Genomic DNA, 25,036 nt, shown 5'->3' on the forward strand with positions numbered 1-25,036 from the left:
ATGGCCATCGTCACCGGCAAGCGCCAACGCTGGCGCCTTCTTGCGGCCCACGCGGGCCTGTGGGCGCTGATCGCCATCACGCTGTTCCCGCTGCTCGCGGTCGTCTCGATCTCGCTGCGGCCCGGCAACTTCGCCACCGGCTCGCTGATCCCCACCCAGATCAGCCTCGAGCACTGGAAGCTCGCGCTTGGCATCGCCCATGTCGGCGCCGACGGCGTGCGCATCGAGCCGCCGTTCCCGGTGCTGCTGTGGCTGTGGAACTCGATCAAGATCGCCACCCTCTCGGCGCTGCTGATCGTCGCTATCTCGACCACCGCGGCCTATGCGTTCGCGCGGCTCAAGTTCGCCGGCAAGCGCAGCCTGCTCAACAGCATGCTGCTGCTGCAGATGTTCCCGGTCGCGGTGGCGCTGGTGGCGATCTACGCGATCTTCGAAGGCATCGGCAACCACCTGCCGTGGCTGGGCATCGAAACGCACACCGGGCTGATCGTGGCCTACCTCGGCGGCGTGGCCACCCACGTGTGGACCATCAAGGGCTACTTCGACACCATCCCGGTCGACATCGAAGAGAACGCCAAGGTCGACGGCGCGACGCACTGGCAAGCCTTCCGCCTGGTGCTGCTGCCGATGGCGGTGCCGATCCTGATGGTGGTGTTCGTGCTGGCCTTCATCGGCACGATCATCGAGTACCCGGTCGCCTCGGTGCTGCTGCGCGAAGAGCCCAACCTCACGTTGGCGGTCGGCTCCAAGTTCTACCTCTACGACCAGAAGTTCCTGTGGGGCGACTTCGCCGCCGCCGCGGTGTTGAGCGGCCTGCCGATCACGCTGGTCTTCCTGGCCGCGCAGCGCTGGATCGTCTCGGGCCTGACCTCGGGTGGGGTCAAGGGATGACCCGGCGCCTGCTCCGCGCCGGGTTTGCGCTGGTCGCCGTGACGGTCGCCGTGACGGCCTTGGCCGCCCCCGCGGCGCCAAAGGCCAGCCCCCAGGCCAACCGTTTCGACGCAGCCCTGGCCGGCACCTTCGAGGCGCGCGAGAAAGACTGGCGCAACGGTGCCGTGGTCTACCAGGTGCTGGTCGACCGCTTCGCGCCGAGCGCGAACCTCGATGCCAAGCGCTACCTCTACCCCGCGCCCAAGGTGCTGCGCGGCTGGGACGAGTTGCCGCGCGCCGGCAAGTACCTGCCCGAGGCCAAGGTCTGGAGCCACGAGATCGACTTCTGGGGCGGCGACCTGGCCAGCCTGGGCAGCAAGCTGGACCATGTGCAGCAGCTGGGCGCCGACGTGCTGTACCTGAACCCGATCCACCTGGCCTACACCAACCACAAGTACGACGCGCTCGACTACAAGATCGTCTCGCCCGAATACGGCACGCGCGACGACGTGAAAGCCCTGGCCGCCAACCTGCACGGCCGCCACATGAAGCTGGTGCTGGACGGCGTGTTCAACCACATGGGCCGCAACTCGCTGCTGTTCAAGCAGGCCGAAGCGAGCGTCGACAACCCGTACCGCCAGTGGTTCGTCTTCGGCCCGCAGTACGAGGGCGGCGCCCGCACCTGGGCGCTGGCGCAGAACCTGCCCGAGCTGAACCTCGAGAACCCCGAGGTTCGCGACCACCTCTACGCCAAGCCCGACTCGGTGGTGCGCGGCTACCTGCGCGACGGCATCGACGGCTGGCGGCTCGACGTGGCCTTCGACATCGGCCCTGACTTTCTGAATGAACTGACCCAGGCCGCACACCGCGAGAAGCCCGGCTCGCTGGTCATCGGCGAGATCGCCAACTACCCGAAAGAGTGGTTCCCGGCCGTCGATGGCCTGCTGGGCTTCACGCTGCGCCAGCTGATCCTGCGCACCGCCAGTGGCCAGCTCGATGCCCCCACCGCGGCGCGCATGGTCCACCGCATGGTCGAAGAGACCGGTGTCGAGCCGATGCTGAAAAGCTGGGTGTACCTGGGCAACCACGACACCGCGCGCCTGGCCACCACGCTGCCCGACGAGCGCCAGCGACGCCTCGCGCAGGTGCTGCAGTTCACGCTGCCCGGCTCGCCCAACCTGTACTACGGCGACGAGCTCGGTATGCTGGGCGGCGAAGACCCCGAGATGCGCGCGCCGATGCGCTGGGACCTGGCCGCGCCCGACAACGCCGCGCTGGCCTGGACGCAGCAGCTCGTCAGGATGCACCGCGGCGAGCGCGCGCTGAGGGTCGGCAACTTCCGCCTGCTCGAAAGCCAGCGCCTGTTCGCGTTCGAACGCTACACCGACCGGGCCTGCGACGCCGTGTTCGTGCTGGTCAACCCGGGCAACGCCGACGTCACCGACACGGTGCTGATCCCCGACTCGAAGATCATGGACAACACGCGCCTGGTCGACCTGCTGGGCGCGCCCCAAGACACGGCCAAGCCGGCCGAGCCGCTGCGCGTGAACTCGGCGCTGCTGCAGGTCACCGTGCCGGCCGGCTCGTTCCTGGTGCTCAAGCCCGATGTCGCGCCACCCGGCGGCTACACCAACTACAAGCGGGTGCAATGACGGGTGGCGCGCGGCACCGCCTGGTCCACGTCGTCGGCATGGCGCTCGGGCTGTTCGCGGCGCAGGCCAGTGCCGCGCCCGCGCCCACCTGCTCGGCCGACCCGCTGGCCGGCCGCCCGCTGTACCTGCGCGGCAGCTTCAACGCCTGGGCCGCCGACGAGCCCCACCGCCTGCGCTGGGCCTGCGACCGCTACGTGCTGGTCACCCGCCTCAGCGGTGACCAGCGATTCAAGATCGGCGACGAACCCTGGTCGCCCGATGCCGACTTCGGCCAGGGCCGCGGCGCACAGCTGCAGCGCCAGGGCCCCGACCTCACGCGCCGTTTCCACGGCACCCACCGCATCACGCTGACGATGAGCACCGACACCCTCGCCACCCCGACCCTGAGCGTCGAAGACTGCCCCAGCGCGGCACCGCCGTTCGGTGACACCGTGCTGTACCTGCGCGGCTCGATGAACAACTGGGCCGCGCTCGATGAATACGCGCTGCAGTACAGCTGCGACGCCTACTACCTGAACACCCGGCTCAAAGGCAGGCACGAGTTCAAGCTGGCCGATGCCGCGTGGACACCATCGCTGACCTCGGAAGGGCAGACGCTCGAATTCGACGGCGAGCAGACGCTGCGCGCGGTGATCGTCGCCGAGCGGCCGCTGATCAGCCTGGGCCCGAAGACCTTTGCCGACCCGAACGCGCGCCCGGTCGAGCACCCGGTGGCGCAAAGCCTGCGCTTCGATTCGCGCTCGCTCGCCCACAAGTCGCCCTTCGGCGCCATCGTCGAGCACACGCCGGTGCAGTTCAGCGTCGAGGCCCGCCCGGGTGTCACCAAGCTGACCCTGGTCGTCGAGCAGCGCCAGCTCGAAGGCAACCAAGAGGTGCTGGCCTACCTGCCGCTTGCCCGCGTCCCCATGGTGCGCGAAGCCACCAGCAACGGCGACGAACGCTGGACCGCGCAGCATCGCTTCGGCGCCAAGGCCGTCTACGGCTACTGGTTCGAAGCCGAGATCGACGGCCAGGCCTTCGTGCTGCAGAACAACGCCGAGGCTGTCTTCTGGACGCGTGAGAAAGGCAGCCACGGCGCCGGCTCGGTCGCGCCGCTGCCCACGCGCACCAGCGCCATCCGCCGCTTTCGCCAGACCGTCTACGACGCCGGCTTCAAGGTGCCCGACTACGCACCCGACCTCGTCTACTACTACATCTTCCCCGAGCGCTTTCGCAACGGCGACAAGCGCAACGACCCCAAGCCGGGCCAAGACCGCTACCAGGACCAGACCGTCGAGCTGCACAAGAACTGGAACGACAAGCCGTGGAAGCCCGGCACCGGCGACGGCTCTGACGCGGTCTACAACAACGACTTCTTCGGTGGCGACCTGGCCGGCATCATCGACAAGCTCGACTACATCCGCGAGCTCGGCGCCAACGCGATCTACATGACGCCGATCTTCCAGGCGGCCAGCAACCACAAGTACGACACCGCGGATTACCACCGCGTCGACCCCGCCTTCGGCACGAACGACGACTTCGAGCGCCTGTGCCGCGAGGCCGCCAAGCGCGGCATCCGCGTCATCCCCGACGCGTCGCTGAACCACGTCGGCAGCGACTCGGTCTACTTCAACCGCTACGGCAACCACGGCGACCAGGGCGCGTTCCAGGACGGCCGCATCAACCCGGCCTCGCCCTACGCCAGCTGGTTCACGCTCGACGCAAAGCAGGCCGACCCCGACAAGCAATTCAAGGGCTGGGTCGGCGTGCGCGACCTGCCCGAGCTCGACAAGGCCTCACCGGCCTGGCGCGCCTTTGCCTACGGCGACCGGAACTCGGTGATGAAGACCTGGCTCGACCGCGGCGCAGCCGGCTGGCGCATGGACGTGGCGCCCTGGGTGCCCGACGACTTCTGGCGCGAATGGCGCGCCGCGATCAAGGCCCACCGGCCCGATGCGATCACCATCGCCGAAACCTGGTTCGACAGCTCGAAGTACTTCCTCGGCGACGCTTTCGACTCGACGATGAACTACATCTTCCGCAACACGCTGCTCGAATACGCAGCGGGCGGCGATGCGAGCCTGCTCTACCGCAACATCGAGGCGATCCGCGAGGCCTACCCGCCGCAGGCCTTCTATGCGCTGATGAACCTGCTGTCGACGCACGACCAGGCGCGCTCGCTGCACGTGCTCGGTTGGACGAACGACGCAACGCCCGAGGCGATCGCGCTGGCCAAGCGCCGCTACCGGATGGCGCTGCTGTTCCAGATGACCTTCCCCGGCGCACCGGCGGTGTACTACGGCGACGAGGTCGGCGTGACCGGCGGCGACGACCCCTACAACCGCGCGACCTACCCCTGGGCCGACGAAGGCGGCCAGCCCGACGAGGCGATGCTGGCCGAGTTCAAGCGGTTGATCGCCCTGCGCCACGCCGAGCCGGTGCTGCGCCGCGGCAGCCTCGACGCGCCCTTGTTCACCGATGCGCATGTGATCGTGCTGGCCCGTCGCCTGGGCACACGGTGGGCGATCACCGCCACCAACAATGCCGACGCGGCGAAGACCGTCACGGTCACGCTGCCGGCGGGTGCGCCGGCGCGCTGGTCCAATGCCTTGAGCGCCGATCAGCACCCGACCACGATTGCGAATAACCGGCACCTGACGCTGCAGCTGCCCGCACTCGGTGGCGCCGTGCTGCTATCGTCAACTGAATGACCCCTGCCCCGCCGCGGCCGCGGCTGTTCACGCTCACCTGGCCGCTGTTCGTCGAGTTCCTGCTCGGCATCGGGGTCAGCATCGCCGGCACGGCCCTCGCGGCCCGCACGTCGGACGCGGCCGGCGCCGCCTTCGCGCTGTCGAACCAGATCTTCGCGACGCTGTTCATCGTCTTTCGCATCATCGGCGCCGGCATCGGCGTGGTGATCACGCAGAACCTGGGCGGCGGCCACCGCGAAGGCGCCGACCACGTGGCCCGTGCGGCGCTGGGCGCCAGCAGCTGGATGGGCGGCACGACGGCTGTGCTGCTGTTCTTCAGCGCCGCGCCGATGCTGCGGCTGATGAGTGCGCCGGCCGAGGTGATGCCGCTGGCGGTGCCCTTTCTCACCCTGCTCGCACCGGCCTTGCTGCTCGACGCCTGGAACGCCGCGATGGCCGGCGTGATGCGCGCGCACCTGCGCACCCGCGACACGCTGGCCGTGATCATCGCGATGCACGCCAGCCACCTGGCGCTGGCGATCCCGCTGATGACCGGCGCCGGCCCGCTGCCTGCGCTCGGCCTGCCGGGCTATGCGATGGCCTTCGGCCTCAGCCGCGTGTTCGGCGTCGGCCTGCATCTCTGGCTCTGGCGGTTGCGCCTGAGCCTGGTTCCGCACGGGCGCGACTGGTGGCACGCCCCGCGGCGCGAGCTGGCCGCCATGCTGCACATCGGCCTGCCCGGCGCGGCCGAGAACATCGCCTACCGGCTGGCCTTCATGGTCAGCGTCTCGGTCGCCGCGCACCTGGGCGCGCAGGCGCTGGCCACGCAGGCCTATGCCTCGCAGCTGATGTACGGCGTGCTGCTGTTCGGCCTGGCCACCGGCCTGGGCGTCGAGATCCTGGTCGGCCACCTGATCGGCGCCGGGCACTGGCACGACGCCCACAAGCTGGTGCGCCGCGCGATGGCGCGCGGGCTGATCGTCAGCGTCGCGGTGGCCAGCGTCGTGGCGCTCACCTCACCGTGGCTGCTGCGCCTGTTCACGCACGACCCGCAGATCATCGCCTCGGGCCAGCTGCTGCTGTGGATCACCATCGTGCTCGAGCCCGGCCGCACCTTCAACCTGGTCGTGATCAACGCACTGCGCGCCGCCGGCGACGCCCGCTACCCGGTCGCCGTGGGCTCCCTCTCGATGCTGGTCGTGCTGGCCGGCGGCAGCTGGCTGCTCGGCATCCACTTCGGTTGGGGCCTGCCCGGCCTGTGGGTCGCCTACGCCGCCGACGAGTGGATCCGCGGCCTGCTGATGTGGCGCCGCTGGGCCACGCTGGGCTGGCTGCCGCATGCGCGGGCGGTGCGGCGGCGGTTGCGGGCGGCGCAGGCCAGCGCCTGACGGTTGCCCGCCCCGTGGCGCGGGCGGCTCAGGCTCTCATACCATCGCCGGCTTCGGCGCCGGCGCCCTGCAATGCTGGTCAATGTAGGCCTGGTGGTCGGGCATTACCTCCACGCACTTGACGATGACCTGGCGCACGCTCTCGAGGTATTCGGCGATCGACGCCTCGGATTGCAGGTCGACCAGGGGGTGGTAGGCCTGGGGCACCAGGTTCTGGCCCTCGAACACCTGCAGCCAGCTGAACTCGGTGAACAGCTCGTTGTCGGTGCGCACCATGCGGCCGTGCGCCTTGTACAGCTCGATCTTGTGCGCCAGCGAGTCGGGGATCGGCATGTCGGCGCAGGCGCGCCAGAACGGCGAGTCGTCGCGCTGGTTCAGCTTGTAGTGCAGGACGATGAAGTCGCGGATGCGCTCGTACTCGAAGCGCGACTGGCGGTTGTATTCGGCGACGTCGACCGGGTTGAAGCCCTGGTCGGGGAAGTAGTCGATCAGGCGCTGGATCGACGACTGGATCATGTGGATGCTGGTCGACTCCAGCGGCTCCATGAAGCCGCTGGCCAGGCCGACCGAGACGACGTTCTTGTTCCAGGCCTGCTTGCGCATGCCGGTGGTGAAGCGGATCGGCCGCGGATCGGCCTGCGGCTTGCCGTCGAGGTTGGACAACAGCGTCGCCGCCGCTTCGTCGTCGCTGACGAATTGGCTGCAGTAGACGTGGCCGTTGCCGATGCGGTGCTGCAGCGGGATGCGCCACTGCCAGCCGGCACGGTGCGCAGTCGAGCGGGTGTAGGGCGTCAGCTTCGGCGCCGAGTCGCAGGGCACGGCCAGGGCGCGGTCGCAGGGCAGCCAGTGCGTCCAGTCTTCGTAGCCGGTCTTCAGCGTCTGCTCGATCAGCAGGCCGCGAAAGCCCGAGCAGTCGATGAAAAACTCCCCTTCGACGCGCTCGCCGCTGGCCAGCACCACCGCGTCGACGTGGCCATCGCTTTCGCGCTGCGAGACATGGTCGATGCGCCCCTCGGTGCGCTGCACGCCCCTGGCCTCGGAGAGCCGGCGCAGGAAGCGCGCGTAGAGACTGGCATCGAAGTGGTAGGCGTAGGCGATGTCGTTCAGCGGCGAGTTCGGCACGTTCGGCTGCGGCGGCAGGAACTTGTCGGCCTTGCTGGCCATGCGGGTGATGCAGTAGTGCTCCAGCGGCTTCGCGCGGCCCAGCGCGTTCATCTTCTGCCAGTACTGGTCGAAGCGCACGGTCCACAGGTCTTGGCCGATCTTGCCGAAGCCGTGCATGTAGCGGTCGCCCAGCTTGCCCCAGTTGACGAACTCGATGCCGAGCTTGAACGTGCCTTGCGTGGCCTGGATGAACTCGGCCTCGTCGATGCCAACGATCTTGTTGAAGATCTGGATCATCGGGATCGTCGCCTCGCCGACGCCGACGATGCCGATCTCGTCCGACTCGACCAGGCGGATCCGGTAGCGGCCCTTGAGCGCCGTGGCGAAGGCCGCGGCGGTCATCCAGCCGGCGGTGCCGCCGCCCACGATGACGATGGTTTTCAACAGGTCGGTCTGCATCGTGCGCCTTGCCATGGAAAGTCAACCAGAAACGAAACGGGGGCCTCGTGGCCCCCGGCGATCACCGCGCGGGTGGGCTGGCATTGCGGCCCACACCACCCACCGAGCCCAATGGGTCAGAACTTGTAGTTCAGGCCCACGAGGTACGACTTGCCGAACTTCTTGCGGTTGGTGACGTTGCCGTTGGTGGCATCGTATTCCGCATACTCCGAGTTCGTCAGGTTGTTGGCCTGCGCCAGGATCGAGAAGCCCTTCAAGAAGCCCCAGTCGAAGTCGTAGGCGGCCTGCAAGTCGAGCTGCGATTCGGCCTTCACATAGACCAGCTGGGTCTTGTCCTGGTAGTCGGAGATCGAGCCCAGGTAGGCCGAGCGATCGCGGCGGGCCACCGCCACCTGGAGACCGTACTTCTCGAAGTACAGGCGCAGGTTGGTCACTTCCTTCGACAGGCCTGGCAGCGGGATGTTCGGCGTGTTGACGTTCTGGCCCGAGAAGCCCGAGGACGGCAGCTTGACCGAGCTGTCGGTGTTCGAGTAGTTGGCCATCACGCCGAAGCCGTCGAGCCAGTTGCTGACGAGCGAGAACGGAACGTTCACCGCCAGCTCGACGCCGCTGATCGTGCCACCCTTGCCGTTGACCGGCAGCGTGATGTCGCCCACCGTGCCAGACGGTGGGATCTCATTGCCAGGCGTTAGCAGATCGGCATAGTTGTAGGCGTCGCGGCCGGTCACTTTGAGGATGTAAGTGTCCAGGTCTTTGTAGAAACCGGCGACCGAGACGTAGCCCTTCTTGCCGAAGTACTTCTCGTACGACAGATCCAGGGCGTTGGCGCGGAACGGCTCCAGGTTTGGGTTGCCCGCGGTGCCGTTGAAGTACGGGTCCCGCTGTGTCTTGTCGGGGTTCACCCCATCCCGCTTGATGGTGAAGTCGATGGTCGGCTTCATGTCTTCCATGTTCGGCCGTGCGAGCACGCGGCCCAAGCCCAGGCGAACGATGTTCTCGCCACCGAGGTCGGCGGCCAGATTCAAGCTGGGCAACACGTCGGTGAAGCTGTGGCTAGACGAGACCGCGGTGTAGTCGCAACGGTGGGCACCGCCGTCGCAACTCAACTGATCGATGCGGAAGCCGGTCGTCGATTGCCGCGTGCCGATCATCTGCACGCCGACATTGCCGCGCAGCGCGATGCCTGCCACTTCGCTGTCGATATCGCCCTTCAGAAACAGGGTGTTGACGTTCTCCTTCACGCCCCAAGTCTTGCCGACGATGTCGTGGTCGGACCAGGGGTTGAGCTGGTAGACCGAGCCCAGCGAGCCGGCCGGGTTCCAGTTCAGCGTCGGAATGCCGGTCAGGCCGCCGACGCCGGGTGTGGCGCCGGGCATGTCGGCATAGACCAGGCGATCGATCACGTTGCCGTCGGCGTCGAGCGCGCCCGGCAGCACCAGCGCGCCTTCACGCGTGACGCGGTCCTTGGTGCGGGTCGAGACGTTCAGGCCGCCGGTGACCGAGATGATCGGGCCCCAGGCCACGTCGTGGCCGGCCGCGAACTTCAGCGCGTCGATCTTGTCGGTCGTGGTCGGGTTGGCGTAGTAGCCGTCCTGCACGCCATTGGCGCCGGCCCAGCCCTGCACGTCGGTCAGCTTGATCAGGTTCGGGTCGGCGTAGTTCAGGCCGCTCGTGTAGTGCACGTCGGCCAGGTTGCTGCCGTCGAACCCGCTGAAGGTGATCGTGTCGTCGTCACGGGTGCCGTTGCCCGGGATGCCGGCCGTCGTCTCGAACCGCTCGGAGACCTTGGTGACCTTCGAGTGCGACAGGTCGAAGTTGAGCTTCCAGTCGCCGGCCTTGAAGGTGTTGCCCCAGCCGATGGACGTCAGCTCGTCGGTGTAGTCCTCGTTGTGGTTGCGGATCACGCCCTTCCAGTTGGTGAAGGTGCCCGAGGTCGCCACGCCGTCGACGATGGTGGCGTCGATCAGCCGGCCGCCGGTGTCGTTGGCGCCGGCAGACAGGCCACCGACCGGGCCTTCGAGGCCGCGCTTCATGACCGAGAACTTGCCCTTCGAGTACAGCACGTCGAGCGTCGACTCGAACTCCTTGCTGGGCTTGAACTGCAGCACGGCCAACGCCGCGTCACGGCTGAAGTCGGTGGTCTCGATGTCGGTGGTGAAGCCGCCCGGGGTTTTCACGGTCGCCACCGGGCAGGAGCCATCGGGGTTGGGCGCCGCCGGGCAGGAATCGGCCACCCAGCCGCCCCAGGTGTTGAAGTTCGGCCGGCCGCCGCCCTTGTTCTCGTGGTGGGTGTAGCCCAGGGCGACACCCAGCTTGCGGTCGGCGAACTGGTCGATGTAGGACAGCGAGACGCGGTCGCCGCTGCCGGTGCTGAAGCCGGGCTTGTTCTCGGCCTTGCTGGTCGACTCGTGCTTGTAGTTGACAACGATCGCGCGGTCGCCGAAGTTCAGCGGGCGCACGGTCTGCATGTCGGTGGTCGATGACAGGCCCTGGCCCATCAGCGACGCGTCGGGCGTCTTGTAGACGACGATGCTGCCCAGCAGCTCGGCCGGGTACTGGTCGAACTCGACGCTGCGGCTGGAGCCGGTGGAGGCCTGCTCGCGGCCGTTCAGCAGGCCGCCGTTGAAGTCGGGCGCCATGCCGCGCACGCTGATCTGCTGCGCGCGGCCGGTGACGGTGCTGCGCTGCGTGGTCACGCCCGGCAGGCGCGAGATCGACTCGGCGACGCTGACGTCGGGCAGCTTGCCGATGTCTTCGGCCGAGATCGCTTCAACGATCGAGTCGGAGTTCTTCTTGATCGCGATCGCCGCCTCGATGCCGCGGCGAATGCCCGTCACCGTGACGGTCTGGACCTCTTCGGTCGCCTTGTCTTTCTTGTCGGCCTCTTTGGCGGGCTCAGCCTGCGCGTAGGCCATGCCGCTTGCAAAGATCAACGCCGAGCATGCCGCGGCAACGGGGTTGATCTGGAAGGCGCTGCGCGGCGCGTAGCCCTGATGGCTCGCCTGGCGCTTCTTGTTGGTCATTGTCATGGGGGGACTCCTCAAGCTCTTGGAACACACACCACAGCCCAACCCGACGGTTCTTCCCTCGCAGACAGAAGCGCCTGATTTGCAGCTTGTAAGGAATTCTGTACTAAAACTAGATTACCGAACACCTCAGGCAATCCCTTAGTGGTGCAACGGCGCCCCGCAAGAGTTCACGCCTACAGGGGAGAAAGCCTCTCCAGCCGCATGAACAACTCATCAAAATGCCCAAACATGGGGCGTACTTGGTGATGACGTCTCTTGTAGTGTGACTACATATTGCGGTTTTAGCCACAAACAAGGCGCGGGCTTTCCCTGACGAGCGCTTTCAGCGCTTGCCAAGTCAACGCGGCAGGAGCTGGGAGAAAGTTCGGGGGGAAGTCAGGCCGGCAGCAGCCAGGCCAGCGCCGGGCCCAGGCGGGCCCGCCAGGCGCGCTCGTGGTGGTCGGCGCCCGCAAAGACCAGGCTTTGCAGGTCGACACCGCGCCGGTAGCCGCGCGCCGCGGCCAGCGCATCGACGGCCCGCTGGTGCGGCGCGTACAGGCGATCGAGATGGCGATCGCCATGGTCGAAATACAAGCGGTGCAGGCCCGCTGGCGGCAGCGCTTCGGCCAGCCAGTCGCGGCCCGCTTCGGCAATCGCCTGCAGCCGGGCGTCGCCGCCGCGCCGCAGCAGCGCCGGGTTGACCGACAGGGGCCAGTGGGTCGACAAGCAACCCGCGGCGCCGAAGACCCCGGGGTAGGTCACCAGGGCGTTCAGCGACGCCAGCGCACCCATGCTCGACCCCATCACCGCGGTGTCTGCGGCGCCGCGGCGGGTGCGGTAGCGCGCGTCGATGCCGGGCTTCAGCTCCTCGACCAAAAAGCGCAGGTAGTCGTCGGACAGCACCTCGAACGGCGCCCGCGGCGCGTGCGCCCCACCCGTCGCCGCCTGGTACAGCGGGGCCGGCAGGCGCCGCAGCGCGGCCGAAGGCGCGTACTCGGCGTAGCGCTTGTCGTTGCTCCAGATGCCGACCACGATCGTCGGCCGCATCCGGCCGGCCAGCATCTGCAGCGTCACATGGTGGCCCACGGCCCACGGGTGCCCGGCCGTGGCGGTGGCCGGGTCGAACAGGTGCTGGCCGTCGTGCATGTAGAGCACCGCGTGCGGGCTCGCGTCGGGCTCGTTGTAGCCCGGCGGCAGCCAGACATCGACGCGCCGTGGCGCCACGTGCCGCGAGGGCCAGGCCCCGAAGCACTCGAAGCGCCCGCCCGCATCGGGCGCGGCACTCGACCACGCCGCATACGGGTCGTCGACCCCCAGCAGACGCTCGCGCCAGTCGGCGAAGCGGTCCTTCAGCGCAGCCGTCAGGTGCCGCGGCACGGTGAACCCCCGTCAGCCCCGAGCGGCCGACGAAAGCACGCAGCGACGGCAGCCGCGCATTATCAGCAGCCCGTCTGCTGCTCGATCGCCGCGGCAGCGCCGATCAGCGCCACCAGCGTGTCGGTGATCAGCGCGGTGGGGATGGCCTCGAGGTAGCCGCGGAAGCGGCCCTTGGCTTCGAAGCGCGCGCGGAATGCCGAGGCAAAGAAACGTTCTTCCATGCGCGGCACGATACCGCCGCCGATGTAGATACCGCCACGCGCGCCGAGCACCAAGGCCACGCTGCCGGCAAAACCACCGAGAAACGAGCAAAACGCATCGAGGCTGCGGCTGGCCGCTTCGTCGCTGCGCGCCAGGCCCCGGTCCATGATCTGCTCGGCAGCCCACGGCTCGGCCACCGGCTGGCCCAGCACCTCGGCCACCGCACGGTGCAGCACCGGCAGCCCGATGCCCGACAGCAGCCGCTCGGCCGACACGTGGTCGAAGTCCTTGCGCACCACGCGCAGGATCTCGGACTCGAAGTCGTCGCCCGGCGCCAGCGTGCTGTGCCCACCCTCGCCGGCCAGCGCCTGCCAACCCTGCGGCGTCTGCACCACGCCGCCGACGCCCAGGCCGGTGCCCGGGCCGATCACGGCCAGCGTGCCGTGTGGTTGCGGCAGCGCGCCATGCGGGCGCAGCTGGCCCGCGCCCAGGCGCGGCAACGAGAGCGCAAGCGCCTCGAAATCGTTCAGCACCTGCAAGCCTTGCACGCCCAGATCGTCTTGCAGCGCCTGGCGCGAAAAGGTCCAGTGGCTGTTGGTGAACGACACGCGGTCACCGCTCACCGCGGTGGCCACCGCGATCGCCGCCTGCCGCGGCGGCTGGTAACCCGCCCCCAGCTCCGCCGCCAGCCCGGCCAGGTAGGCGCGCGCCGCATCGGCCGGCGCCGGGTACGCGGGCACGGCCAGCTTCTTCACGTGGGCGGCACTGGCGCCGGGCGCCGCCAGCCAGCCGAAGCGGGCGTTGGTGCCACCGATGTCGGCCACCAGGCGCGGGTAGGACGACGCGGCGTCCGGCAGCGAGACCGCGCCGCTCACGCCCACCACCCAGCAGCCGGCTGGCGCGTCACCGGCGCCGGTTCGATCGAAGACATCTGGGCGCAGGCGTTGGCGCCGGGGAAAAAGCTTGTGTGCACGTGTGAGGGTCCCGCCGGTTGGGCAGCTTGGCGAGCACCCCGAGCCGGGGCTTTCACCAACGCAGAATCTTGAAAAATGGCAAGGTAGCAAAACTACATTGTCGCCGCAAGCGAACGAACCCCGCCATACCTATATAGAAGAAGCATCCTCGTAATCCAAGTACAGAGCCATTTTCTTCAAATGTCGCAATAGCGGCCAGATGGCGTCATTTACAAAGCAGCTACCATTCCCACCATGACCCGTGCCGATTTGATGGGCCGGCTGCTGGCCTTCGTCGCGCGCCTGATCACCGGGGCGCAGGGGCACTGGAAAGGCTGCCCGCCCGAAGCGCTTCAGCGCATCTACTTTGCCAACCACCAGAGCCACCTCGACTGGGTGCTGATCTGGGCGGCCCTGCCGGGCGAATTGCGTGCCCACACCCGGCCGATCGCCGCGAAAGACTACTGGACCGCGTCCCCCTTCAAGCATTGGCTGACGCGCGAGGTCTTCAACGCGGTCTACGTGAACCGCCAGCGCACCGACGACCAGGACCCGCTGGAGCCCCTGGTGCAGGCGCTGCAGGCCGGCGATTCGCTGGTCATCTTTCCCGAAGGCACGCGCAGCCACCGCGGCGAGCCGCAGGCCTTCAAGAGCGGCCTGTACCACCTGGCCGAGCAGTTCCCACAGGTGCAGCTGGTGCCGGCCTGGATCGACAACGTGCAGCGGGTGATGCCCAAGGGCGAGGTCGTGCCGGTGCCGATCTTGTGCACCGTCACGTTCGGTGCGCCGCTGGCCTTGAAGCCCGGCGAGGACAAGCGCGAATTCCTGGCCCGGGCGCGCGACGCGGTGATCGCGCTGCGCCCGCTGGTGCTGTGAGCCGAGCATGCTGAAGACCTTGCGCGAACTCAGCAGCGAAGACCAGATCGGTCTGCTGTTCATCATCTTGTTCGGCGTGCTGCTGGCGGTCACCGTCAGCGCGCTGCTGGTCACGCTGCAGGACCGCCCGTCGGTCTGGATCAAGCGCTACGAACGCTTCAAGCGCGACCTGCGCGCGGTGTGGGTCGGCGCGGTGGTGTTCTGGCTGGCGTGGATCTCGGGGCCGGTCGGCGCCACGCTGCTGTTCGGCATTTTCTCGTTCCTGGCGCTGCGCGAGTTCATCACGCTGAGCCCGACGCGGCGCAGCGACCACCGCAGCCTGCTGCTGGCTTTCTTCGTCGTGCTGCCGGTGCAGTATGTGCTGGTGGGCAACCAGAACTTCGACCTGTTCTCGGTCTTCATCCCGGTCTATGTGTTCCTGGCGATCCCCGTGATCAGCGCGCTGGCCGGCGACCCCGAGCGCTTCCTGGAGCGCAACGCGACGATCCAGTGGGGCATCATGGTCTGCGTCTACGGCCTGTCGCATGCGCCGGCGCTGCTGCTGCTGAACTTTCCGCATGTCGAGGCGGGCCGCGGCGCCTTCCTGGTCTTCTTTTTGGTGATGGTGGCCGCGGTCGCGCAGATCACGCAAGAGGCCTTCAGCCGCTGGCTGCGGCACCGCCCGCTGGCGCGCCAGATCAGCCGCTCGTTCTCGGCCCGGGCCTGGGCGCTGGGCACCGCCACCGGCGGCCTGGCCGGCGGCCTGCTGTTCTGGATCACGCCCTTCAAGCTGCCGCAGGCGATCGCGATGGCCTTGATCGCCGGCGGCGCCGGCACGCTGGGCGAGTTCGTGATGAAGGCGCTGAAAAAGGATGCCGGCGTGGCCTACTGGGGCAACCAGGCCGCCGTCACCGGCGCGGTCGGCCTGCTCGACCGTGTCGCGCCGCTGGCGTTTGCAGCGCCGGTGTTCTTCCACTCGGTGCGCTGGTACTTCAAACTCTCTCCGTGACCAGAGTCCTTGGCATCGACCCCGGCTTGCAATGCACCGGCTTCGGCGTGGTCGAGCAAGAAGGCAACAAGCTGCACTACGTGGCCAGCGGCACGATCCGCACCACCGGGGCCGGCATCGCGCAGGGCGACCTGCCGGCGCGGCTGAAGATCATCTTCGACGGCGTGCGCGAGGTGGCCGAGCGCTACCAGCCCAGCAACGCGTCGGTCGAGATCGTGTTCGTCAACGTCAACCCGCAGAGCACGCTGCTGCTGGGCCAGGCGCGCGGTGCGGCGCTGACCGCGCTGGTCACCGCCGGCCTGCCGGTGGCCGAATACACCGCGCTGCAGATGAAGAAGTCGGTCGTCGGCCACGGCCATGCGGCCAAGTCGCAGATCCAGGAAATGGTGATGCGCCTGCTGAACCTGCCCGGCCTGCCCGGCAAGGACGCAGCCGACGCGCTGGGCCTGGCGATCACCCACGCCCACGCCGGCGGCTCGTTCGCCGCGATGGCGCAGGCCACCGCGCTGAACCGGCGCACCCACGCCCAGTTCCGCAAAGGCAGGACGTATTGAATGGAGCCCCCACGCCCCCTGCCGGGGGCTGCCTTGCAGGCCGCGCCGAGCCAGAGGCTCGGCCCCTCGGCAGGCAAGAACAGTCCTCAGGACTGTTCATGTCCAGCCTCGGCCCCCGCGGGGGCTCGCGCAGCGGACCGGCCGAGCCGGCTCCGCGCACGCCACTTGAAGGGCGGCGACTCCTTCGGAGCGCCACCTGAAGCCAAGGAGATGAGATGACAACGTCGCCGGTAACCACCCAATGGATCGACGTGCCCAGCAGCGACGGCGGCTTCGGCGCCTACCTGGCGCTGCCGCCGGCCCGGCGAGGCCCGGGCTTGCTGCTGTTGCAAGAGATCTTCGGCGTCAATGCGCACATCCGTGGCGTGGCCGAGCAGTACGCGCTGGCCGGTTTCGTGGTGATCGCGCCTGACCTGTTCTGGCGCAAGGGCGAGCGCATCGAGCTGGGCTACGAAGGCGACGACCGCCAGCGCGCCGAGCTGCTGATGAGCACGATCCAGACCGAAGCGGTGGTGCGCGACATGCAGGCCACGCTGGCCACGTTGCGCGCGCGGCCCGAGTGCGGCGCCAAGGTCGGTGCGATCGGTTATTGCATGGGCGGCCGGCTGGCCTACACGGCGGCGGCTCTGTGCGGGGTCGACGCCGCGGTGGCCTACTACGGCGGCCGCATACAAGACCAGTTGCACCTGGCCGCGCAGATCAACTGCCCGATCCAGTTCCACTACGGCGAGCGCGACGACCACATCCCGCCCAGCGCGGTCGAGGCGGTGCGCCAGGCGGTGCTCGACAAGGACGCCGAGATCCACGTCTACGCCGGCGCGCCGCACGGCTTCAACTGCTGGGCGCGCGCCAGCTATGACCCGGCCGCGGCCGCGCTGGCCCACGGCCGCAGCCTGGCTTTCCTGGCCCAGCAGCTGTTCTGAGCCTAAGGCAACGCTGAACAAGTCCCACGCGGGCCGCGCATCCCTGCTTTGGGCGGTCTGCTGCGTTGCAAATCCTCGCCATAGCACGAGCTATGGCTGTGGTTTGCGCCTTGCAGCCCATCCCAAACCAGGGCGCGCAGCCTCGCGGAGACTTATTCAGCGTCGCCTAACCCGCTAGCGTGCCGGCGCCTGTGCCGGTGCGCGGCCCGCGGCCTGCGCCATCACCGGCTGCGCCGCCAGCTCGCCCTGCCACAGCTCCAGGTGCAGCGAGCGCCCGGGTGACTGCTTGACATCGGCCACCGCCAGCCGCTGCGGCGGGCCGTCCAGCGCCGCGCGCAGCGCGACATCGGGCGGGCCTTCGCTGACGATCAGCAGCGGCAGCGGGCGGTCGGCGGCCTGCACCGGCGCCGTCAGCTCGAAGTGGTTGTGCGCCGGCTCACCCGCGTCGCGCCAGGCCAGCCAGCGCGGGGGCCGCTTGCGCCAGGCGTAGCTGCCGTTGGCCAGCACCGCGCGGTCGCTGCCCAGCACCATCGGTGTCGTGGCGTCGGCCCCGGCTTCGGCTTGCAGCTGGCGCCAGAAGCTCTCGGCCGCCGGGCGCAGCTGGTTGAAGGCGTCGTCCCAACCGCGCATGCGGGCCCAGACGTCGAACTGCCGCGGCAACGGCCGGTGCAGCACCTGCGCCACGTCGCTGGCCAGCGTCAGCAGCCCGATCAGCAGCACCTGCGCGGCCAGCGCCCCATACCAGCCACGCAGCCGCTGCGACACCTGCTCGGCCCGCAGCCACAGCGCAACCGCAAGCACCGCACCGATCAGCACGGGCGCGGTCCAATTGAGCTGCGCGCGAGCATGCAGCGACTGCACCGCGCCGATCAACAGCAGCGGCCCGCTCAACCAGGCGGCCGCCAGCCAGGCCTCGCGGCGCGTGGCACGGCCAGGCTGCCCCGGCGAGCTCGCCGAGGCAACACGCAGCCTGGCCTCGCGCCAGCGCCACGCCAGCGCCCAGGGCGCCACGACTGGCCCCAGCAGCAGTGCCAGGCCCCCCAGGTAGAGCCCGAGCGTCGACCACATCGGCGTCGCGCGCGCACCGACCGTGATCTCGGCCGTGTGGCGCAGCGTCGGCCAGTCGTGCGCCGCGTTCCAGGCCAGGTTCGGCGCGATGCACAGCAAGGCCACGGCCACCGCGAGCGGCAAGCCACGCGCCAGCGGCACTTCACGCGGCATTGCGCGCGGCACGGTCCACAACAGGCCCAGCGCCGAGACGGCGAAGGCCGCCATCGTGTATTTGGACATCAGGCCCAGGCCCACCCACAGGCCCAGCATCAGCCAGTCGCGCCGGCGGCCGTCGCGCCAGGCGCGCCACAGCGCGGCAGACGCCAGCGCCCAGGCCAGCAGCAGCGGCGCATCGGTGGTCGCGGCCATGCCCAGCAGGCCCGCCACCGGCGACGCGATGAACAACAGGGCTGCCAGGGCCCCGCCGCGCTCGGGCCGGGCGCAGGCGTGGGTCGACACATCGGCCAGCACCTCGCTGACCCAGCGGAACAGCACCCAGGCTGTCAGCGGGTAACACAGCATCGCCAGCGCCTTGACGCCCAACAGGCCGTCGCCCAGCACCTGGGTCGACAGCGCGATCAGCGCGGCGATCATCGGCGGCTTCGAGTAGTAGCCCCAGTCCAGCGCCTTCGACCAGGCCCAGTACTGGGCCTCGTCGACATGCAGGCCGGCGTTCACATGCACAACCACCCAGGCGCGCAAGACGGTGATGCCGACCAGCGCCAGCACCAGCGCGGCGATCAGCGTGTGTTGGTGGCCCCAGACATCCAGCCAACTGGGTGGCTTGTCATCGGATCGGCCCGGGCAACGGCCGGCGGTACCGCAGCGTGACCCCATCTTCTTGTCCTTTCTTCTTCTCCCTGCGCATGCCCATCAGGACGCAGCACGCTCCTCGCCGCCGAGCGCCTTGTACAGCGCCAGCCGGTTCAGCAGTTCACCCAATCTCGCCAGCACCAGCGCCTGGTCGGCAGCGGCCAGCGAACGCTCGCTGTCCAGCAGCTCGACCAGGTTCGCGGCGCCGGCCTCGTAGCGCATGCGCGTCAGGCGCAGCCGCTCGCGCTCGCCGGTCTGCAACGCCTGCTGCGCGCTGACCTGGTCGCGCCAGGTGGCCTGCGCAACCAGCGCGTCGGCCGTCTCGCGGAAGGCCGACTGGATCGCCTTTTCGTACTGCGCCACCGCGATGTCGCGGTTGACCTCGGCCACCTTGACGTTGGCCTGGTTGCGGCCGGCGTCGAAGATCGCCAGCGCGGCATTGCCGGCCAGCGTCCACGCGAAGGTGCCCGAGTTCACCAAGCCCGACAACGTGTCGCTGACGACGCCGGCGCTGCCGCTCAAGGCGATGCGGGGGAACATCGCGGCGCGCGCCGCACCGATGTTGGCGTTGGCGGCGATCAGCGTCTGCTCGGCCTGGATCACATCGGGCCGGCGCAGCAGCAGGTCGGACTGCGCCCCCGCCGGCACCGCGGCGAGCGCGTCGCTGTTCAGCGGTGCGTCGGCGCTCGGCAAGGCCTCGGCGGCCACCGGCTGGCCCACCAGCAGGGCCAGTGCGTTGGCGTCCTGCGCGGCCTGGCGTTCGAGCTGCGCGACGCTGGCCTGGGCTTGCGCCAGCAGGCCTCGCGTGCCGTACAGCTCGACATCGGACGCGGCGCCAACCCGGGCCCGCAGCTCGGTCAGCTTCAGCGTCTGCTCGCGGCCGGCCAGCGTCTGCTTCGCCAGCGCGAGCTGCTCCTGGTCGGCGGCCAGCGTGAACCAGGTCGACACGACCTGCGTCACCAGCGCCAGCCGCGCGGTGCGGCTGCCGGCCTCGGTGGCCAGCAGGCTGGCCGCGGCCGCGTTGCTGACGTTGCGCACGCGGCCGAACAGGTCCAGCTCGTAGCTGGTGACCTGCAAGCCGGCCTGGAACGCGTTGACCTGGTCGCCGGTCGCCGTGCTCGGTGCGCGCGTGGCGTTGACGGCTGCTGCCAGGGTGGGCCAGCGGTCGGCGTCGGCCAGGCGCAGCTGGGCGCGGCTGCGCTCGATGTTCAACATCGCCACCCGCAGGTCGCGGTTGTTGGCCAGCGCCTGCTGGACGACCTTGCGCAGGCGCTCGTCGCGCAGCAGCTCGTTGGTGGCCAGCGGGGCGTCGCTCGCCGCCGCTGCCCCCGCGGGCAGGGCGCCCGGCACCGGCAGGCCGGGGCGCTCGTAGTCCGGCGCGAGGTTGATGCAACCGGTCAACAGGGCCGCCGACAACAGCAGCGGGCCGGCCACGGCCGCGCGCCGGGCGAACAGGTGGCGGTTCATCACTGGCCCTCCTTCTTCTGGTGCATCGCGGCTTCGGCGGCCGCGTCGGTCTGGGCCGACGAGATGGCGGTGGCGGGGTGCAGCACATGGCCGCCCGGGAACAGGCGCCGGATCACGACGAAGAACACCGGCACCAGCAGCACCGCCAGCAGCGTGGCGGTCATCATCCCGCCCATCACGCCGGTGCCGATCGCACGCTGGCTGGCCGAGCCGGCGCCCGACGCGATCGCCAGCGGCAGCACGCCGAGGATGAACGCGAACGAGGTCATCAGGATCGGCCTGAACCGCAGATGGCAGGCCTCGAGCGTGGCCACCAGCAGGCTCTTGCCTTCGGCCTGCAGGTCTTTCGCGAACTCGATGATCAGGATCGCGTTCTTCGCCGACAGGCCGATGATGGTGATCAGGCCGACCTTGAAGTACACGTCGTTGGGCATGCCGCGCAGCCACACACCGGCCAGCGAGCCGACCACGCCCAGCGGCACCACCAGCAGCACGGCCACCGGGATGCTCCAGCTCTCGTACAGCGCCGACAGGCACAAGAACACCGCCAGCATCGAGAACGCCAGCAGGATCGTGGCCTGCGCGCCCGAGAGCTTTTCTTCGCGCGACTGGCCGGTCCACTCGAAGCCGAAGCCGGGCGGCAGCTGGCCGGCGAGCTTTTCCATCTCGGCCATCGCCTCGCCGGTCGACACGCCTTGCGCCGCGTCGCCCGCGATCTTCATCGCCGGGTAGCCGTTGTAGCGCACGGTCTGCAGCGGGCCTTCGACCCAGCGCGTCGACGCGAACGCCGACAGCGGCACCTGCTGGCCCTTGTTGTTCGGCGCATAGAGTTTCAGGATGTCTTCGGGCTGCATGCGCGTCGTGGCCTCGGCCTGCACGATCACGCGCTGCAGGCGGCCGGCGTTCGGGAAGTCGTTGACATAGGTCGAGCCCAGCGCCGTCGACAACACCGAGCCGATCGTGTCGAAGCCCACCCCCAGCGCAGCGGCGCGTTCACGGTCGATGTCCAGCTGCAGCTGCGGTGCGTCTTCCAGCCCGTCGGGCCGCACCCCTTGCAGCAGCTTGCTCTGCGAGGCCATGCCCAGCATCTGGTTGCGCGCGGCCAGCAGCGCGGCGTGGCCCAGGCCGCCGCGGTCTTGCAGGCGGAAGTTGAAGCCGGTCGCGGTGCCCAGCTCGGGGATCGGCGGCGGCGACAGCGGGAAGATGAACGCATCGCGGATGCCCATCAGTGCCCCGAAGGCCTTGCCAGCCAGCGTCTGCGCGCTGTGCTCCTTGCCCTTGCGCTCTTCCCAGGGTTTGAGCGGCACGAAGGCCAGGCCGGCGTTCTGGCCCGAGCCCGAGAACGAGAAGCCGAGCACGCCGACGACCTTGTCGACCTCGGGCTGCGCGAGGAAGAACTTCTCGACCTGGCTCATCACCGCTTCGGTGCGGGTCTGCGACGCGCCCGGTGGCAGCTGCACGTTGACGATCAGGTAGCCCTGGTCTTCGTTCGGCAGGAACGAGGTCGGCAGGCGGTTGTACATCAGCACCACCGCCGCGATGATCACGCCGTACAGACCGAGGAACCAGGCCGCGCGCGGCAGGATGCGCGCCACCACCGACTCGTAGCCCTTGGCGGTGCGCTTGAAGCTGCGGTTGAACCAACCGAAGAAGCCGCGCTTCTCGTGGTGGTCGGCCGGCACGGGCTTGAGCAGCGTGGCGCACAGCGCCGGTGTCAGCGACAGCGCCATGAAGGCCGACAGCAGCATCGACGACACCATCGCCAGCGAGAACTGGCGGTAGATATTGCCGACCGAGCCGCTGAAGAAGGCCATCGGCACGAACACCGACACCAGCACCACGGTGATGCCGATGATCGCGCCGGTGATCTGGCCCATCGCCTTGATCGTCGCGTCGCGCGGGCTCAGGCCCTCTTCGGCCATGATGCGCTCGACGTTCTCGACCACCACGATCGCATCGTCGACCAGGATGCCGATCGCCAGCACCATGCCGAACAACGTCAGCACGTTGATCGAGAAGCCCATCGCCAGCATCACCGCGAAGGTGCCGGTCAGCGCGACCGGCACGACGATGGTCGGGATCAGCGTGTAGCGGATGTTCTGCAGGAACACCAGCATCACCACGAACACCAGCGCGATCGCCTCGACCAGCGTCTTGACCACTTCTTCGATCGAGATGCGGACGAACTTCGAGCTGTCGTACGGGATGTCGTAGCTCATGCCCTCGGGCATGTAGGCCTGCAGCTCGGCCATGCGCTTCTTGATCGCGGTGGCCGTGGCCAGCGCATTGCCGGTGGGCGACAGCTGCACGCCGATGCCGTTGGCGGTGACGCCGTTCAGCCGCGCTGCGCTCGAGTAGGCCTGGCCGCCGAGCTCGATGCGGGCAACGTCTTTCAGCCGCACGCTGGAGCCATCGGTGTTGGTGCGCAGCAGGATGTTGCCGAACTGCTCGATGCTGCCGAGCTGGCCGTTGACGGTGATCGTGGCGTACATCGTCTGGCCCGCGGCGGCCGGCAGGCCCCCGATGGTGCCGGCCGAGACCTGCAGGTTCTGCGCGCGGATGGCGGCGTTGACGTCGGCCGTCGACAGGCCGTAGCCCACGAGCTTGGCCGGGTCGACCCAGACGCGCATCGCCTTTTCGGTGCCGAACAAGATGGCCTGGCCGACACCGGGCACGCGCAGCAGCTCGGGCACGATGTTGCGGGCCGAGTAGTCACCCAGCGCCACCGGGTCGTACGCCGGGTTGGTCGAGGTGACCATCACGAACAGCAGGAAGTTCGAACGCGCCTTGTCGATGCGCACGCCCTGCTGCGTCACCGCGGCGGGCAGCCGGGGCGCCGCCCGCGACAGGCGGTTCTGCACCTCGGTCTGCGCGATCGACACATCGGTGCCGGGCTCGAAGGTGGCGGTGATGTTGCCGGTGCCGGTGGCGTCGGCGCTCGACTCCATGTAGATCAGGTTCGGCGCGCCGTTGAGCTCTTGCTCGATGACCGACAGCACCGAGTCTTCGAGCACCTTGGCCGAAGCGCCCGGGTAGGCCGTGGAGATGACGATCGCCGGCGGCGCGACGCTCGGGTACTGCGCGATCGGCAGCCGGGTGATCGCCGCCGCGCCGATGACGACGATGAACAGCGCGATGACCCAGGCAAAGATCGGCCGGTCGATGAAGAAACGTGAGTTCATGGGGTGTCAGCCTCCGGCATCAGCGGCTGGCCGCCGACGCGGGGGCCGGTGCGGCGGGGGCCGAGGCAGCGGCCGGTGCGGCGCCCGACGGCGCCCAGGGCACCGGTGCCACCGGCGCCTTCGGCCGGATCTTCTGGAAGCCGTCGACCACCACCTGCTCGCCGGCCTTCAGCCCACCCAGCACCACCCATTGGCTGCCTTGCGTGCCGCCCAGCTGCACCGGGCGCGGCGCGACCTGGTGGTCGGCACCGACCACCAGCACCGTGTCGCCGGCCGCACCGCGGGTCACCGCCTGCTGCGGCAGCAGCATCGCGCCGCTGCTCTTGGCCTGGTCGAGCTTGACCTTGACGTACAGGCCGGGCAGCAGTTCACCCTTGGGGTTAGGCACCTCGGCCCGCAGCGTCACCTGGCCACTGGTCGGGTCGACGCTCAGGTCCGAGAACAGCAGCTTGGCCGGCTGCGCATACTCGGTGCCATCGTCCATCACCAGGTGGGCCTGGGCGCCTTGCGCCGATTGCAGCTTGCCGGCCTCGAAGGCGCGCTTCAGGCGCAGCGCGTCGGTCGCCGACTGGGTGATGTTGACGTAGAGCTTGTCGGTCTGCTGGATGGTGGCCAACAGCGTCGCCTCGGCCTGGCTGACCAGTGCGCCTTCGGTGACCAGCGCGCGGCCGATGCGGCCGCTGATCGGCGCTTGCACCGCCGCGTAGTTGACGTTCAGCCGGGCCTGCGTGACGGCGGCCTTGGCGGCGGCGGTGTCGGCCAGCGCCTGCTTGTGCGCGGCCTGCGTGGCGACCCAGTCTTGCTGGCTGATCGCGCGGGCCTCGGCCAGCGGGCGGTTGCGCTCCAGCAGGGCGCTGGCCTGCGCCAAGCCGGCTTCGGCCTTGGCCTGGGTGGCCAGCGCGCTGTCGAGCGCGGCGCGGTAGGCCGAGTCGTCGATCTGGAACAGGCTTTGGCCCTGCTTGACGAGGGCGCCCTCCTCGAACACGCGCTTCTTGACCACGCCGGTCACCCGCGCACGCACCTGCGCCGTGCGCCAGGCCTCGAGCCGGCCCGGCAGCTCGGTGGTCAGCGTCACGCCGGCCGGTTGCACGGTGACCACGCCGACCTGCGTCGGCGGCATCTGGCCGCCCCCGGGCCCGCCCTGCCCCTCTGCGTTGCCGCAAGCGGCCAGGGTGGCGGCCGAGGCCAGGGCCAGCAAGGCTGGCAAGCGTCCAGAGGTGGCTGAGGAAACGAGCTGCTTGGCGAGGTCCATGAAATTCCTTGGGTCCTGGGGCGACGGGCCGGGATCGATGTGTTTGCCGGGGAACGACGAACAGGGCTGGCCGGGTTCGACAGCCCCTTCGCCATCCGCATGCGCAGGGGTGGTGATCACGGTGCCCGCGCCGCCAACAGGGGCACGGGCAAGTACCCGGGTCAGAGGCGGCGCAGTATACATACAATCATGAATGTATGTTGATACCCTGCCCCGCTTCGACCACCGGCATTCCCTGCCAGGGCGAAAT

Annotated in this window: 16 protein-coding genes; 8 read left to right on the forward strand and 8 right to left on the reverse strand. The window is 69.0% G+C overall.

What is annotated here, in order from left to right; genetic code table 11:
* Genes malG through ACE3SG_RS17585 form a run of 4 tightly spaced genes read left to right on the forward strand, consistent with a single transcriptional unit; the run spans position 1 to position 6,579 of the window.
* Entirely contained in the window at positions 1–891 is an 891-nt protein-coding gene (gene malG, locus ACE3SG_RS17570; RefSeq protein ID WP_374567161.1) for a maltose ABC transporter permease MalG, read from the forward strand.
* Positions 888–2,522, forward strand: coding sequence for an alpha-amylase family glycosyl hydrolase (locus ACE3SG_RS17575; protein WP_374567163.1), 1,635 nt, complete (start codon positions 888–890; stop codon positions 2,520–2,522). The genes malG and ACE3SG_RS17575 overlap by 4 nt, the downstream gene beginning before the upstream one ends.
* A complete protein-coding gene (locus ACE3SG_RS17580) occupies positions 2,519–5,212 on the forward strand; it encodes a glycoside hydrolase family 13 protein (RefSeq protein ID WP_374567165.1) in 2,694 nt (897 codons plus the stop codon). The genes ACE3SG_RS17575 and ACE3SG_RS17580 overlap by 4 nt, the downstream gene beginning before the upstream one ends.
* On the forward strand, positions 5,209–6,579 hold the full coding sequence (locus ACE3SG_RS17585) for an MATE family efflux transporter (RefSeq protein WP_374567167.1): 1,371 nt from the start codon (positions 5,209–5,211) through the stop codon (positions 6,577–6,579). The genes ACE3SG_RS17580 and ACE3SG_RS17585 overlap by 4 nt, the downstream gene beginning before the upstream one ends.
* Positions 6,580–6,615: 36 nt before the next feature.
* Here ACE3SG_RS17585 and ACE3SG_RS17590 read toward each other — a convergent pair whose 3' ends face one another.
* The 4 genes from ACE3SG_RS17590 to glk form a co-directional block, all read right to left on the reverse strand.
* Entirely contained in the window at positions 6,616–8,142 is a 1,527-nt protein-coding gene (locus ACE3SG_RS17590; protein WP_374567352.1) for a tryptophan halogenase family protein, read from the reverse strand.
* 116 nt (positions 8,143–8,258) lie between these two features.
* Positions 8,259–11,171 carry a TonB-dependent receptor gene (locus ACE3SG_RS17595; protein WP_374567169.1) on the reverse strand — a complete coding sequence of 971 codons (2,913 nt, stop codon included), beginning with the start codon at positions 11,169–11,171 and terminating at the stop codon, positions 8,259–8,261.
* 375 nt (positions 11,172–11,546) lie between these two features.
* The gene (locus tag ACE3SG_RS17600; RefSeq protein WP_374567171.1) at positions 11,547–12,527 is read right to left on the reverse strand and encodes an alpha/beta hydrolase; all 981 of its coding nucleotides are present in this window, start codon (positions 12,525–12,527) and stop codon (positions 11,547–11,549) included.
* A gap of 62 nt (positions 12,528–12,589) precedes the next feature.
* The gene (glk, locus tag ACE3SG_RS17605; protein WP_374567173.1) at positions 12,590–13,603 is read right to left on the reverse strand and encodes a glucokinase; all 1,014 of its coding nucleotides are present in this window, start codon (positions 13,601–13,603) and stop codon (positions 12,590–12,592) included.
* A gap of 333 nt (positions 13,604–13,936) precedes the next feature.
* Between glk and ACE3SG_RS17610 the strand changes: the two genes are divergently transcribed.
* The 4 genes from ACE3SG_RS17610 to ACE3SG_RS17625 all read left to right on the forward strand — a co-directional run bounded on the left by ACE3SG_RS17610 (position 13,937) and on the right by ACE3SG_RS17625 (position 17,022).
* A complete protein-coding gene (locus ACE3SG_RS17610) occupies positions 13,937–14,557 on the forward strand; it encodes a lysophospholipid acyltransferase family protein (RefSeq protein WP_374567174.1) in 621 nt (206 codons plus the stop codon).
* A 7-nt stretch (positions 14,558–14,564) separates the two neighbouring features.
* Positions 14,565–15,545, forward strand: coding sequence for a phosphatidate cytidylyltransferase (locus tag ACE3SG_RS17615; RefSeq protein ID WP_374567176.1), 981 nt, complete (start codon positions 14,565–14,567; stop codon positions 15,543–15,545).
* Positions 15,542–16,099 (forward strand): crossover junction endodeoxyribonuclease RuvC, encoded by a 558-nt coding sequence (gene ruvC / locus ACE3SG_RS17620; RefSeq protein ID WP_374567177.1) that lies wholly within the window; start codon positions 15,542–15,544, stop codon positions 16,097–16,099. The genes ACE3SG_RS17615 and ruvC overlap by 4 nt, the downstream gene beginning before the upstream one ends.
* Before the next feature lie 215 nt (positions 16,100–16,314).
* Positions 16,315–17,022, forward strand: a complete 708-nt coding sequence (locus ACE3SG_RS17625; RefSeq protein WP_374567179.1) for a dienelactone hydrolase family protein — start codon at positions 16,315–16,317, stop codon at positions 17,020–17,022.
* 174 nt (positions 17,023–17,196) lie between these two features.
* Here the strand turns inward: ACE3SG_RS17625 and ACE3SG_RS17630 are convergent, their stop codons facing one another.
* Genes ACE3SG_RS17630 through ACE3SG_RS17645 form a run of 4 tightly spaced genes read right to left on the reverse strand, consistent with a single transcriptional unit; the run spans position 17,197 to position 24,786 of the window.
* The gene (locus ACE3SG_RS17630) at positions 17,197–18,909 is read right to left on the reverse strand and encodes an ArnT family glycosyltransferase (RefSeq protein ID WP_374567181.1); all 1,713 of its coding nucleotides are present in this window, start codon (positions 18,907–18,909) and stop codon (positions 17,197–17,199) included.
* A 36-nt stretch (positions 18,910–18,945) separates the two neighbouring features.
* Positions 18,946–20,352 (reverse strand): efflux transporter outer membrane subunit, encoded by a 1,407-nt coding sequence (locus tag ACE3SG_RS17635; RefSeq protein ID WP_374567183.1) that lies wholly within the window; start codon positions 20,350–20,352, stop codon positions 18,946–18,948.
* Entirely contained in the window at positions 20,352–23,534 is a 3,183-nt protein-coding gene (locus ACE3SG_RS17640) for an efflux RND transporter permease subunit (RefSeq protein WP_374567185.1), read from the reverse strand. Before ACE3SG_RS17640 ends, ACE3SG_RS17635 begins: the two co-directional genes overlap by 1 nt.
* 19 nt (positions 23,535–23,553) lie before the next feature.
* Positions 23,554–24,786, reverse strand: coding sequence for an efflux RND transporter periplasmic adaptor subunit (locus ACE3SG_RS17645; protein ID WP_374567187.1), 1,233 nt, complete (start codon positions 24,784–24,786; stop codon positions 23,554–23,556).
* Positions 24,787–25,036 lie beyond the last annotated feature (250 nt).

The sequence above is a fragment of the Ideonella sp. genome (assembly GCF_041914305.1).
Lineage (GTDB): Bacteria > Pseudomonadota > Gammaproteobacteria > Burkholderiales > Burkholderiaceae_C > Ideonella.

What these genes read in the sequence shown, in the direction of transcription:
- ACE3SG_RS17575 (WP_374567163.1), top strand. Translation starts at nt 888, where the DNA reads ATGACCCGGCGCCTGCTCCGCGCCGGGTTTGCGCTGGTCGCCGTGACG.
- malG (WP_374567161.1), top strand. Translation starts at nt 1, where the DNA reads ATGGCCATCGTCACCGGCAAGCGCCAACGCTGGCGCCTTCTTGCGGCC.
- ACE3SG_RS17635 (WP_374567183.1), bottom strand. Translation starts at nt 20,352, where the DNA reads ATGAACCGCCACCTGTTCGCCCGGCGCGCGGCCGTGGCCGGCCCGCTG.
- ACE3SG_RS17590 (WP_374567352.1), bottom strand. Translation starts at nt 8,142, where the DNA reads ATGCAGACCGACCTGTTGAAAACCATCGTCATCGTGGGCGGCGGCACC.
- ACE3SG_RS17640 (WP_374567185.1), bottom strand. Translation starts at nt 23,534, where the DNA reads ATGAACTCACGTTTCTTCATCGACCGGCCGATCTTTGCCTGGGTCATC.
- ACE3SG_RS17625 (WP_374567179.1), top strand. Translation starts at nt 16,315, where the DNA reads ATGACAACGTCGCCGGTAACCACCCAATGGATCGACGTGCCCAGCAGC.
- ACE3SG_RS17580 (WP_374567165.1), top strand. Translation starts at nt 2,519, where the DNA reads ATGACGGGTGGCGCGCGGCACCGCCTGGTCCACGTCGTCGGCATGGCG.
- ACE3SG_RS17615 (WP_374567176.1), top strand. Translation starts at nt 14,565, where the DNA reads ATGCTGAAGACCTTGCGCGAACTCAGCAGCGAAGACCAGATCGGTCTG.
- ACE3SG_RS17630 (WP_374567181.1), bottom strand. Translation starts at nt 18,909, where the DNA reads ATGGGGTCACGCTGCGGTACCGCCGGCCGTTGCCCGGGCCGATCCGAT.
- ACE3SG_RS17610 (WP_374567174.1), top strand. Translation starts at nt 13,937, where the DNA reads ATGACCCGTGCCGATTTGATGGGCCGGCTGCTGGCCTTCGTCGCGCGC.
- ACE3SG_RS17595 (WP_374567169.1), bottom strand. Translation starts at nt 11,171, where the DNA reads ATGACAATGACCAACAAGAAGCGCCAGGCGAGCCATCAGGGCTACGCG.
- ACE3SG_RS17585 (WP_374567167.1), top strand. Translation starts at nt 5,209, where the DNA reads ATGACCCCTGCCCCGCCGCGGCCGCGGCTGTTCACGCTCACCTGGCCG.
- ACE3SG_RS17645 (WP_374567187.1), bottom strand. Translation starts at nt 24,786, where the DNA reads ATGGACCTCGCCAAGCAGCTCGTTTCCTCAGCCACCTCTGGACGCTTG.